General features: G+C 73.4%; 11 protein-coding genes. 6 read left to right on the plus strand and 5 right to left on the minus strand.

The genetic code is table 11. The features are described 5' to 3' along the window. Positions 1 to 133: 133 nt before the first annotated feature. Complete coding sequence (locus ACZ7LS_RS11515) at positions 134 to 1,351, plus strand: aminotransferase class I/II-fold pyridoxal phosphate-dependent enzyme (protein ID WP_385129387.1); 1,218 nt, start codon at positions 134 to 136, stop codon at positions 1,349 to 1,351. A gap of 47 nt (positions 1,352 to 1,398) precedes the next feature. Here ACZ7LS_RS11515 and ACZ7LS_RS11520 read toward each other — a convergent pair whose 3' ends face one another. Both ACZ7LS_RS11520 and ACZ7LS_RS11525 read right to left on the minus strand, forming a co-directional pair. Next, the gene (locus tag ACZ7LS_RS11520) at positions 1,399 to 2,055 is read right to left on the minus strand and encodes a DedA family protein (RefSeq protein WP_382522869.1); all 657 of its coding nucleotides are present in this window, start codon (positions 2,053 to 2,055) and stop codon (positions 1,399 to 1,401) included. Beyond that, entirely contained in the window at positions 2,052 to 2,843 is a 792-nt protein-coding gene (locus ACZ7LS_RS11525; RefSeq protein ID WP_382522866.1) for an MBL fold metallo-hydrolase, read from the minus strand. The genes ACZ7LS_RS11520 and ACZ7LS_RS11525 overlap by 4 nt, the downstream gene beginning before the upstream one ends. Before the next feature lie 202 nt (positions 2,844 to 3,045). Between ACZ7LS_RS11525 and ACZ7LS_RS11530 the strand changes: the two genes are divergently transcribed. The 4 genes from ACZ7LS_RS11530 to ACZ7LS_RS11545 all read left to right on the plus strand — a co-directional run bounded on the left by ACZ7LS_RS11530 (position 3,046) and on the right by ACZ7LS_RS11545 (position 6,640). After that, on the plus strand, positions 3,046 to 3,450 hold the full coding sequence (locus ACZ7LS_RS11530) for a hypothetical protein (protein WP_382522863.1): 405 nt from the start codon (positions 3,046 to 3,048) through the stop codon (positions 3,448 to 3,450). Positions 3,451 to 3,555: 105 nt separating this feature from the next. Then, complete coding sequence (locus ACZ7LS_RS11535) at positions 3,556 to 5,826, plus strand: phage holin family protein (RefSeq protein ID WP_385129389.1); 2,271 nt, start codon at positions 3,556 to 3,558, stop codon at positions 5,824 to 5,826. A 91-nt stretch (positions 5,827 to 5,917) separates the two neighbouring features. Further along, a complete protein-coding gene (locus ACZ7LS_RS11540) occupies positions 5,918 to 6,301 on the plus strand; it encodes a hypothetical protein (RefSeq protein ID WP_382522857.1) in 384 nt (127 codons plus the stop codon). Positions 6,302 to 6,397: 96 nt separating this feature from the next. Beyond that, a complete protein-coding gene (locus ACZ7LS_RS11545) occupies positions 6,398 to 6,640 on the plus strand; it encodes a hypothetical protein (protein WP_382522854.1) in 243 nt (80 codons plus the stop codon). Between the two features lie 73 nt (positions 6,641 to 6,713). Here the strand turns inward: ACZ7LS_RS11545 and ACZ7LS_RS11550 are convergent, their stop codons facing one another. Continuing rightward, complete coding sequence (locus tag ACZ7LS_RS11550) at positions 6,714 to 8,063, minus strand: sulfite oxidase (RefSeq protein ID WP_385129392.1); 1,350 nt, start codon at positions 8,061 to 8,063, stop codon at positions 6,714 to 6,716. Between the two features lie 98 nt (positions 8,064 to 8,161). Between ACZ7LS_RS11550 and ACZ7LS_RS11555 the strand changes: the two genes are divergently transcribed. Further along, positions 8,162 to 8,461 (plus strand): hypothetical protein, encoded by a 300-nt coding sequence (locus ACZ7LS_RS11555; protein WP_385129394.1) that lies wholly within the window; start codon positions 8,162 to 8,164, stop codon positions 8,459 to 8,461. Positions 8,462 to 8,561: 100 nt separating this feature from the next. Here ACZ7LS_RS11555 and ACZ7LS_RS11560 read toward each other — a convergent pair whose 3' ends face one another. Together ACZ7LS_RS11560 and ACZ7LS_RS11565 are read right to left on the minus strand one after the other, a co-directional pair. Next, entirely contained in the window at positions 8,562 to 10,187 is a 1,626-nt protein-coding gene (locus ACZ7LS_RS11560) for an AbgT family transporter (protein ID WP_385129396.1), read from the minus strand. A 53-nt stretch (positions 10,188 to 10,240) separates the two neighbouring features. Continuing rightward, positions 10,241 to 11,212 (minus strand): CE1 family esterase, encoded by a 972-nt coding sequence (locus tag ACZ7LS_RS11565; protein WP_385129398.1) that lies wholly within the window; start codon positions 11,210 to 11,212, stop codon positions 10,241 to 10,243. Positions 11,213 to 11,410: the final 198 nt, after the last annotated feature.

Genomic DNA, 11,410 nt, shown 5'->3' on the forward strand with positions numbered 1-11,410 from the left:
GGGAGCGAGGCGAACGGACCCCCGCCCCGGAGCGGGGGGCCGCACGAGAACCGGGGGGCGATATGCGCCAAACCTCCGTATAAATGGTCCAAACGGGATAACTGGGCGGGTGGCGACCGCGGGAGGTGACAGTATGCGGCGGACGGTTCCCGAGGGCCGGGGCCCCGTACGGTTCGGCCCGGCCGCCCCCGACGCCGGGCTGCCCGCGCTGCCCGAGCTGGTCGGCGAGTGCGCGGGGGCGGCCGGACACACCTCGCCGCAGCCGCCCGGCGGGGACGCGGTCCTGCGGGAGGCGGCCGCCGGCTACTGGTCGCGGCGCGGCCTGCGCACCGGTCCCGGCGACGTGGCCGCCGCGCCCGGCGCGCAGCCGCTGCTGTTCGCGCTGCTCGCCGCGTACGACGGGGATGTCCTGATGCCCCGGCCGTGCCCCGCCTCCTGGACCCCGCAGGCCCGGCTGCTCGGCCGGCCCGCCTACCAGGTGCCGGCCCCCGCGGACGCGGGCGGTGTGCCCGATCCGTTCGCCCTGCTGGAGACGGTACGGCGGATCCGGGCCGAGGGCGGCCGGCCGCGGGTGCTGCTGCTCTCCGTCGCCGACGACCCGACCGCCGCGGTCGCCCCGCCGGAACTGGTCCGCGAGGCCTGCGAGGCCGCGGTCGCCGAGGGACTGCACATCATCAGCGACGAGACGTGGCGCGACACCCTGCACCGGCCGCACGAGACGGTGCTGCTCAGCCCGGCCGAGATGTGGCCCGACGAGGTCGTCGTCCTCTCCGACCTGGCGGGCGCGCTGCTCCCGGCCGCCTGGCCGATGGCCGCCGCCCGCTACCCGGCCACCGACGCCGGAACCGCGCTGCGGGCCAGGACGCTCGACATCCTCACCGCGCTCGGAGCGATGGTCGCGGGACCCGTCGCCGCTGCCGCCGCCCACGCGCTCGACGAGCCGGACGCCGTCACGGCCAGAACGCTGGCCACCGCCGCGCTGCACGGGCGGCTGGCCGCCGCCGCTTACCACGCGGTCCTCGCCTCCGGCGCCCTCGCGTTCGTGCCGCTGGCCGGCCGCCATCTCTACGCCGACCTCGGGCCGCTGCGCGGACCGCTGTCCCGGCTGGGCGTCACCGACTCCATGGAGCTGGAGAACCATCTGAGCCGGCGCCTTGAGGTGCCCGTACCGGGCGGCCACCGGTTCGGGGACGCACTGGGCGCGCTGCGCGTACGGCTGCCGACGGGGCCGCTGCTCGGCGCGACCCCGGAACAGCGGCTGAAGTCCCTCACCTCGGCGGCGCCGCTGGAACTGCCGCATGTCGTACGGGCGCTCGGCCGTTTCGGAGCGGTCTTGGACGAACTGCGATGAGCCGGCGCCGGCTCATGAGCCATGAGCCATGAGCCGTGAGCCGTGGGCTACGTCGGCCGGCCCTCCGAGCCCGGACTCTCGCCGCCCGGCCGCCGCAGTCTGCGCCAGAGCGCCGGGGCGCCGCTGAGCACCAGCGTCAGCGCCACCGCGGCGAGCACCCCCTCCCAGGGCTCGTCGAAGAGCGAGCCGCCGAGCACCCCGATCAGCTGGTACGTCGCCGCCCAGGCCAGACAGGCGGGCACATCGCCCCGGGCGAACCGGCGCAGCGGCCAGTCCCCCAGCAGGCAGGCCAGCATCACCGGAATCCGCCCGGCGGGCACCAGCCGGGAGAGCACCAGCACCGTCACCCCGTGCTCGCGCAGCTTCGTCTGCGCCTGTTCGAGCCGGTCGGGCGGGGCGTGCCTGCGTATCGCCGCCAGCCAGCGGGACCCGTTCTTGGAGCCGACACCGCGCCGGCCCAGCCAGTAGAGGGATATGTCACCGAGGAAGGCCGCGAACGACGCGACCAGGAAGACATAGAGCATGGAGAGCGGCGCGGTCTGGTGGAAGGCCACCACCGCCGCCGAACTCACCACCGCCCCCGTCGGCACCACCGGCACCAGCGCGCCCAGCGCCACCAGCAGGAAAACGGACGGATAGCCGACGGCCTGCTGCGTCGACTCGGGGGGCAGCTCCGCGAGCACCGTCAGGAGCCGGTCGATCACAGGCCCGCCTCCGGCCGCACGCTCTCGCCGTGCCGCAGCAGATGGACGCTGACCTTCGGCGCGAGCCGCGCCGCGTGCCGTACGAACTCGTCGCCCGGCGCGTAGAACTCGTGGGGGCGGACCCCGTCCAGACCGATCGGCCAGTACGTACCGAAATGCACCGGTACCGCCGCACTCGGCGCCAGTTCGGCCAGCGCCTGTGCCGCGCGCCCGGCGTCCAGATGCTCGGGCCCCAGATGCGGCCCCCAGCCGCCGACCGGCAGCAGCGCCACATCGACCGGGCCCACGGCGTCCGCCATCCCGTCGAAGAGTCCGGTGTCCCCGGCGAAGTACGTCCGTGACGCACCGCTGATCACAAAGCCCAGGGCGGGGGAGTGGTGCGGTCCGACCGGCAGCCGCCGTCCGTCGTGGCGCGCGGGCACGGCCCGTACCCGCAGCGCCCCGATCTCCACCTCGTCGCCCGGCCCGACCTCGGTGATCCGCAGGCCCGAGGGGTTCCTGCGGGCGTCCAGCCTGCGCAGCCCCGGCACCGACCGCTCGGCGCCGCGCGGCACGATCAGCCGGGTGCCGGGCGGGAGCCTGGTCAGCGACCGCAGATGCAGATGGTCGGAGTGCAGATGCGAGACGAGCACGGCATCGGCGACGGACGCCTCGGGCGGCGGCACCTGACCGCGCCGGCGGCGCAGATGGGCCAGCCGCCGGACGAAGACCGGGTCCGTCAGCACCCGTACCCCGGAGTCCTCGACCGTGCAGGTGGCATGGCCCCACCACGTGATGACAGTTCCCAACCCGACCTCAGCTCCGTCCGCCCGTGGACCGCGCTCCCGCCCCGGGACCTCTCCGCACTCAGCGTACGGCGGATACCCACGGAGGCGGAGGCGGATGCGCTGGTCGCGCGCCGTCGACCGCCGGGCACGCGCCTGCCTCGCGGGGGCGTGCGCCGAGTAGGGTCTGCGGACGGAGGCGAGTGCCGGGGAGCGGGGGGCAGGCATGCGTGAGGTACGGGTGGCCGTGATCGCCAGCCTGACACCGCTGGAGGAGCTGGACCGCGATCCCTTCCTCGTGGACACCCGCGGCCAGCACACGATGTGCGCGCGCTGGGCCGAGGACAAGGGGTATCTCGTCACCCGGCAGCTGCTCCTCTACGGGTTGCGCCCCGACCACTGCGCGCTGTGGGGGGATGTCGAGGCGGGGCTGGTGGATCTGTTCGTCGCGGCGAACGAGCGTGTTCTCGAACGGGCGTTCCGTTCGGCGTCCGCCTTCTCGGCGGAGTGCGCGCGCAGAGGCGTACCGCTGGAGACCGTCGGCCTGGACGAACCGCTGTACGACGCGGCCATGAAGGCCGACGTGCACCGCAGGCTCTCGATGCCCACGGCCGGATACGACGGCTGCTGACCCGCCATGGGCCGCGCCGCCCCGGGGGGAGTACGAGGCGCTCTGTGCGAGGCTGGGCCGAGCCTGTGCACGCGTACGGGCCCGGACGTGAGGTGACGGAGCGACGTGTTCAAGGGGCGGTGGCGTACGACGGGCGGAGCCCTGCTGCGGGTGATCATCGTATGGGCGGTTTCCACGCTGACGATGCTGGCGCTGGCGGGGATCCTGCCGGACTTCAAGCTCCAGTCGGACAACCAGGACAGCATCACCAGGACCGCGATCACCGCGGCCTGGGGAGCGGGCGCGTTCGGCATCCTCAGCGCGCTGGTCTGGCCCCTGCTCGTCCGCGCGCTGCTGCTCGTTCCCGCGCTGGTCCTCGGTCTGCTGGTGTTCTTCCTGAACGGCTCGCTGCTGCTGATCGCGCTCCGGCTCATCCCCGACGGGCGCGGGGCGGCCAATCCGGAGACCGCCGTGGTGGTCGCGGCCGTGATGTCCGCCGTCGCCTCCGCGACCTCGACGGGGCTCGCGGTCGGTGACGACGACGCCTACCGGCGCCGGCTCTCCCGCCTCGCGGACCGGCGGCGGCGCAGGAGCGGCGAGGACGGCGGGCACGGCGGACCGCCCGGCACGGTGTTCCTGCAACTCGACGGGGTCGGGCACCAGGTGCTGCTCGACGCGGTCGCCGCCGGGGTGATGCCGCATGTCGGCGGCTGGCTGGGCGTGCGCCCACCGGATCCGGACAGCGGGTGCGCCACGGCCGGCGACCCGGTGCGCGTCGCTCCGGGAAGCCCGGCGGACAGTGCGGGCCCGGTGGACGGCGGGGGCCTCGCGGACAGCTGGGGCCCGGCGGACAGCGCGACGGGCGACCCGCGGCCGACCCACCGGCTCACGCCCTGGCGCACCGACTGGTCCAGCCAGACGGGCGCGAGCCAGCTCGGCATCCTGCACGGCTCCAACCACGACGTCCCCGCCTTCCGCTGGTACGAGAAGGACACCGGCCGGATCATGGTCAGCAACCGGCCCGCCAGCGCCGCCGAACTCCAGCGCCGCGCCATCGCCCGCACCAGCGACGGGGGCCTGCTCACCCTCGACGGCGCCAGCCGCGGCAATCTCTTCAGCGGCGGCGCCGACCAGCTCGCGCTGGTGCTGTCGATCGCCGCGCGGCGCGGCAGGGCCAACCGCTCCCGCGCCGGCTACTTCGCCTACTTCTCCGACCCGGCCAACGCCGTCCGTACGGTGGTCTCGTTCGTCGCCGACGTCGGCCGCGAGATCGGCGAATCGACCCGGGCGCGGATACGCGGCGACCGGCCGAGGGTCGGCCGGGGCGGGCTCTATCCGTTCATCCGTGCCTTCGCGACCGTCGTCGAGCGTGACGTGGTCGTCGCGGCCGTGATCGGCGACATGCTGGCCGGACGCACCGCCGTCTACGCCGACCTCGTCGCGTACGACGAGGTGGCCCACCACTCGGGACCGCACAGCCGGGACGCCGAGCGGGTCCTCGCCCGGCTCGACCGCTCGGTCGGGCTGATCGCCAGGGCCGCCGAGCACGCCCCCCGTACGTACCGGATCGTGCTGCTCTCCGACCACGGCCAGAGCCCCGGCGAGACCTTCGAGAGCGCGTACGGACTCACCCTCAAGGACCTCGTCAGGGCCGGCTGCGGACTGCCCGTGTCACGCCGGGCCGAGCGTACGAAGAGCGGCGCGGAGGCCCGCGAGGCGGCCCGGCACGCCGTCCGCGGCGCGCTGCACAGGCCCGAGCCCGAGGGGGCGGGCGAGCGGCCCGCGCACGGCTCCGACCCGGTCGTCCTCGCCTCCGGGAACCTCGGCCTGATCTCCTTCCCCGACGTGCCGGAGCGGATGAGCCGCGAGCTGATCGACCGGCGCCATCCCGCGCTGCTGCGGACCCTCGCGAGCCATCCGGGGATCGGCTTCCTGCTGGTGCGCAGCGAGGAACACGGCTCGGTGGTGCTCGGCCTCGGCGGCGCCGAGGTGCCGGTCGACGCACTCGACGACAGCGGTCCGCTCGCCGGTATGGGCCCCGGCGCGGCCGACGCCGTACGGCGCACGGACTCCTTCCCGCATGTCGCGGACATCATGGTCAACTCGATGCACGACCCGGCGACGGGCCGCGTGCACGCCTTCGAGGAACAGATCGGCTCGCACGGCGGACTCGGCGGCGAGCAGTCGCGGGCCTTCCTGCTGTCACCGCTGGCGCTCTCCGCGCCGGTCCCCGGCAACGGCGAACTCGTGGGCGCCGAGCGGGTGCATCAGGTGCTCAGACGGTGGCTGAGGGAGGGCAGCGGACCGCAGGTGCCCCTGGGAACGGTGCCCGTTCCCGTGGCGAATGCACGCGCCGACGAGGCACGAACCGCCGAGGAGGAGAAGGACTCGGCGTAGGTCGCGTACCCCGTGTGAGCGGTTTCCGCCGGTAGCAGGACGGCGCGGGTGTGTTTCTGGGCAGAGGTGCGTTGTCCAGGAGGTCGTGCCCATGAAGCGTGCCACGTCCGTTCCCACCCGCGCCGCGGTTGTCCGTGTCGCCGCCGCGCGCCGGGCCGCCCTGGTGGCGCTGCTGGTGCTGATCGCCTTCCTGGGCATGTCGATCGCGCCGTCCTCGGCGGTGATGAGGGACCCCGAGTCCGTGCCGCCCGCGTCCGGTTCCCGCGATCCGGCGGGCGAGGGACACCAGGACACCGCCGAGTCCGAGCAGTCCGCCCCGGCCAGGACCGAGCGGTCGGGCAGGGAGCCCCAACAGCCCCTGACCCAGACAGGACTGTTCGGCGAGCGGGCATGGGTCCCCTATGCCGGACGGTGCGCCCCGGTCTGGCCGCCGCGCGCGCCGGTCACGCCGCGCTGTGTGGTGCTGCGCTGCTGACAGGTCCCGCCCTTCAGTGCCTCGCCCGGCTCTGAAGTGCCTTTCGGGCCACAGCAGTCGCTTGATCCAGCACCTTCTCACCGTGAGGACACAGCCATGCCCATTGACCCCTTCGCCGCGCTCAACGCCATGATCCGCGCCGAGGCCGCACGCTCCGACGCGTCGAATCTCCGTCGCCGGGCCCCGAGTCCGGGCGGTGGCTCGGACGATTCCGGGTGGGACTCCGAACCCATCGCCGCCGCCGACCGGCGCCTCGCCGAGCGGCGTTCCCTCGACCGACGCTCCGTCGACCGCCACGCGAAGGGCCAGGAACGGGGTGAGCGCGACACCGTCAAGTAGTACCCACCGCGCCCGCGGGCGCTGTTGAGGACGGCCGGCCGCACGCACTGGGCCGGCCGTCCGGCGTTCCCGGTCAGACGACGGTCACCCGGTGACGTACCACGGCGTCGAACAGATACCCCTGCGTGTTGTGGACGGCCACCTCCGGCTGGACGCGGCCCGAGCCGTCCGTCGCGCGCGCCAGCAGTACGACGGGGCCGGGAGCGCCCGGTGTCCAGTCGGCGGACCAGCGGACCCAACTGCCGCGCCGGGGCGCGTCGTGCAGCCGCGCGCGCCGCCAGCGCGTCCCGCCGTCGGTACTGATCTCCACCGTCCGCACCGGCGCCCCGCCCGACCAGGAGCGCCCGGTCAGCAGCCGCGGCCGATGAGCGGCGACGGTGGCGCCGTCCGCCAGCTCGAAGGCGCTCTTGAGGGTCTGCCGGCTCAGCGGCGCACTGCCCTCAGGGGGATACCCGGCGCCGAACAGCCGGTAGAGCGTGGTGTTCCAGGGGCTGTACAGCGGCTCGGCGCTCACCTCGATGTCACCGAGCCACTTGATGTTCGCGATGCCCACCCAGGACGGGACGATCAGCCGCACCGGATACCCGTGGTCGGGCGGCAGCGGCTCGCCGTTCAGCTCGTACGCGAGCAGTACGTCGTCCAGCGCCTTCGCCACCGGCAACGGCCGGCGTACCCGGCCCAGGTTCGTACCCTCGCTGATGACCTCGTCGTCGAGGCCGCGCGGCAGGACATCGACGGCGTCGGGGCTCAGGCCCGCGCGGCGCAGTACCTCGGCGAGCCGTACCCCGCGCCAGCTTCCGACCCCGATGGCGCCCAGCGTCCAGGCCGTACCGGACACCTGCTGGTTCTGCTGGGTGGTGTAGTAACTGCGGCCGTTGCCCGCGCACTCGATGAACGCCGTACGGGTCACGGACGGAAGGGCGCGCAACTCGTCGTAGCCGAAGTCCACGGCGCCGCCGCGCAGTCCGTCGCCCCAGACCGTCAAGGTCCAGTCGGCGGCGTCGATCCGGGGGGTGACGGTGTGGTTGCGGACGAAGAAATGGCTGGCCGGTGTGTGCGGGCCGGTGGTGCGCAGCGCCGCGAAGTTGGTCTCGGCGTTGGTGCCCCGGATGGTGAACACCTCGGACGGCAGCGGCTTCACGATGCCGGGGGCCGCCCCGGGCGCCACCGGCGCCGCCGGACGCGGGGTCCTCGGCGAGGCGGCCCGCGCGACGCCCGGCGCCGTCGCGGCGAGTGGTCCGGCGGCGGACGCCGCCGCGAACAGCCGCAGCAGGTCACGGCGTTCGACCCCGGCGGAGCGGGCCCGGCCGCGCAGCCACTGGCGCAGCCGTGTGCGGTCGTACACGGATTCGGCGGACTCGCCGGACTCCGTGGAGTGGGTGGATGAGGCGGATTCGGCCGGGGGAACGGGTGCCACGGACATGCCGGGAGAGTCGCAGCGGCCCCGTCGCCCCGTCAACCACCGCACGGCGTTCTTCATACCGCCGCAATACGCGGGCGGGAAATTCTCCGATGATCTGCGTGACCTTTTGGTACGCCCAGCAGATGAACGGGGTGGAAGTACCGCTGTCCGAGGAACACGAGGGTGAGGAGCCAAGGGTGAACGGCACGACAAGGACCATTTCCCGGTGGGCGGTCGGGATCGCGGCGACGGCGGCGGTGACAGGGCTGCCGGCCGGCGCGGCGAACGCGGACGAGACACACCGCGACTCCCACAACGGGTCGACGTTCGCGCTGATCCACACCGGCCAGATCGACGACCCGATGGAGGATGTGCTGGAGCACACCCTCCTGTTCGGTGACGGCTACGCCTGGGACTGACCCCGGCACAGCCATCGGCCGCCGCACAACCGCACGGCACGGCAAGGCTGTTGCGAGGGGAGGGCCGCCCCGGAGCCCTCCCCTCGCACCACACGCCGGCTCAGCGCACCGGGGCCCCCGGGCCGAGCGGAATGCCCACCGCCCACCACACGAGGAACAGCGCGGTCCACGCGACCGTCATGGCCAGGGCCAGCGGCAGCGTGTACGAGGCCAGCGTGCCGATCCCCGCGCTCTTGCGGTAGCGCTGGAGGAAGCCCAGCGCCATCACGAAGTACGGGCTCATCGGCGTGATCGCGGTCGATCCCGAGTCGGCGATCCGGAACAGCGCCTGGGTCGTCTCGGCGGGCACGCTCACCAGCATCAGCATCGGCACCAGAACGGGCGCGCACATCGCCCACATCGCCGAACCGCTGGTGACCATGACATTGACCAGCGTCAGCAGGAGGAGGATCAGCAGGAACACCAGGACGATCGGCATCCCGCTCTGCTCCAGCGCCTCCGCCGCCCTGACGGCGAGCACATCACCGATATGGGTCCAGTCGAAGTACGCCAGGAACTGGGCGATCGCGAAGAACAGCACCAGCACCGGCGCCATCTGCATGATGCCGCGGCCCATCAGCTTCGGTATGTCACCGGCCGAGGTGACCGAGCCCGAGCGGTATCCGTACACGATGCCCACCAGCCCGAAGACCAGCGCGACGACCGCCGCGATGCCGTCCAGGAACGGCGACTCCACGATGCTGCCGCCCTCACCGCGCAGCGGTGACGACTCGGGCACCATGACCGCGACGAGTACGACGAGCGCAGCCAGCAGGGCGAGTACGGCCGCGCGCAGCGCCGAGCGCTCCCGGTCGCTGAGGGTGAGGATGCCGAGGTCCTCCAGATCGGCGTCGGGGTCCGCGTCGAGATCGGGCCGCCTGCTCAGGACGAACTTCGTCACCAGCGTGATGACGAGAGCCAGCAGCAGCGACGAGGCGATATTGAAGAACCAGTTGCTCAGCGGCGACACATACGCGTCGTCGCCGCCCACGATCCGCGCCGCGGCGGTGGTGATCCCGGCGAAGATGGCGTCGTTGGGCGTGGGGATCGGGCTCGCGTCGTACCCCGAGGCGATGGAGGTGTACGCGACGACGATGCCGAGGATGGGTGAGCGCCCCACGGCCCGGAAGGCCAGCCCGCCCAGCGGTACGAGGATGATGTACGCGGCGGCCGAGGCGACATGGGAGACGGTGCCGGCGAAGGCGACGGCGAACACCACCCACGAGGCCGGTACCCGCGAGACGCCGACCCGCATCAGCGCCGCGAGGAAGCCGGTGCGCTCGGCCACGGCGACACCCATGATCACCACCACGATGGTGGCCATCGGCGGGAAGGTGGCGAAGTTCTCGATCATGGTCGAGACGGCCATGGCCAGTCCGTCACCACTGAGCAGGTTCTGCACCGTGACGGTCTTGTGGTCGCTCGGGGAGACGACGGAGACATCGGCGGCGGCCAGTATCGCGCTGATGACCGCGAGCAGCGCGGAGAGGATCCAGAACAGCCAGAACGGGTGCGGCAGCGCGTTGCCCGCCCGCTCGATGACGGCCATCGCACGGACGATGAGCGGGAGCCGGGTCCCGTCGTCGGGCGCGGCGGGGGTTCCGGACCCGGGGCCGTCCACTCCCTTGGCCGGTCCGTCGGGTGGTGGGGAGGGTCTGCCGGGTGGTGCGGGTGGCGGCGTGGACATGGGAGCGGGCTCCTTGCTCGGTTCCTGTGATCTGCGGGGACGGGGGGCGGGGCTCAGTGACGCGGGGACGCGGGGACGCGGAACGGGCTCAGGAACCGCCAGAGGACCTCGTGCGCCTCGACGGTCTGCGTGGTGTAGCCGCCGCCGCTGTAGCTGTCGGCGCCGGGCCAGGTGTGCCCGCCGTCGGTGACCGCGACATGCCGTACCTCGGCGCCTCGGTCGCAGCCGCGCCAGCGGGAGACGGTGATGTCGGGCTCGGTCACCCGGTCACGGGCGCGCGAGGCGCAGCCGTTCCTGGCGGCCCACTCCGCCACCCAGTCCTGGATGGCGGGGAGTCCGCGGTCGGCGTCCCCGGCGTACGGGATGGTGACGTCGCCGGTGCCGTGGAACTCGATGACGGGCACCGGGCGGGACGGCTCGCACGGCTCACCGGTGGGGTAGAGGGCGGCGGCCACGGGCGCGATGGCGGCGATGCGGTCGGCCAGGCGGCACGCGAGCAGGGTGGAGATGAACCCTGCGCCGTTGGACTTCCCGGTGGCGTACACCCGCCGCTCGTCCACGCAGAGGGTGGACTCCAGCCGGTCGAGCAGGTCTTCGGTGAACCGGACGTCGTCCACTCCGGCAGCCGCGTACGGAGCGCCCTGCCACGCCTGGCGGTCCCCGTCGCCGGTGCCGATGACGCCCTCGGGGTAGACCACGACGGCCGGCAGGGTGGAGAGCTTGGAGAACTCCTCCGTCCCGGCGCCGGTGTTGCCCCGGCCGTGGTAGGCGAGGACGACCGGCCAGTCGCGCTTCTTCGCGTAGTCGGCCGGGAGATGGAGCCGGTACGCACGCTCCCGGCCGCCGCTGCTGAGGGTGTGCGACGTGCTGGTGCCGGGCTGCTGCGGCGCGGGCGGCCGGCAGGCGGTCTTCGAGGTGCCCCGCGACGCGGGGCCGGCGGTCGCGGTCGCGGTGGTCGCTCCGGTCGCCGTGAGACACAGGACGAGACCCACGGCGGCTGTCGCCATCCGCTGGAGGGAGTTCATGGCAAGCTCCTTCTGCCGGACGCCTGGGGCGGACGGCTCACTGGATTTCGGCAGGGGTGCCCCATGCGGCGGGGCGGGGATCGCGGCAGGAACGCGCGATGCGTGACACGGGAGATGTGCTGTGTGTGCGAGTGCTGTGCTGGTGCCGCGCGTGTGTGTGGTGTGTGTGGTGTGTGTGCGGCGTTGTGCTGTGTTGCG

The sequence above is a fragment of the Streptomyces sp. NPDC039430 genome, from assembly GCF_055639435.1.

Coding starts and splice junctions, on each gene's coding strand:
- ACZ7LS_RS11515 (WP_385129387.1), top strand. CDS start 134: ATGCGGCGGACGGTTCCCGAGGGCCGGGGCCCCGTACGGTTCGGCCCG.
- ACZ7LS_RS11530 (WP_382522863.1), top strand. CDS start 3,046: ATGCGTGAGGTACGGGTGGCCGTGATCGCCAGCCTGACACCGCTGGAG.
- ACZ7LS_RS11540 (WP_382522857.1), top strand. CDS start 5,918: ATGAAGCGTGCCACGTCCGTTCCCACCCGCGCCGCGGTTGTCCGTGTC.
- ACZ7LS_RS11545 (WP_382522854.1), top strand. CDS start 6,398: ATGCCCATTGACCCCTTCGCCGCGCTCAACGCCATGATCCGCGCCGAG.
- ACZ7LS_RS11550 (WP_385129392.1), bottom strand. CDS start 8,063: ATGTCCGTGGCACCCGTTCCCCCGGCCGAATCCGCCTCATCCACCCAC.
- ACZ7LS_RS11560 (WP_385129396.1), bottom strand. CDS start 10,187: ATGTCCACGCCGCCACCCGCACCACCCGGCAGACCCTCCCCACCACCC.
- ACZ7LS_RS11565 (WP_385129398.1), bottom strand. CDS start 11,212: ATGAACTCCCTCCAGCGGATGGCGACAGCCGCCGTGGGTCTCGTCCTG.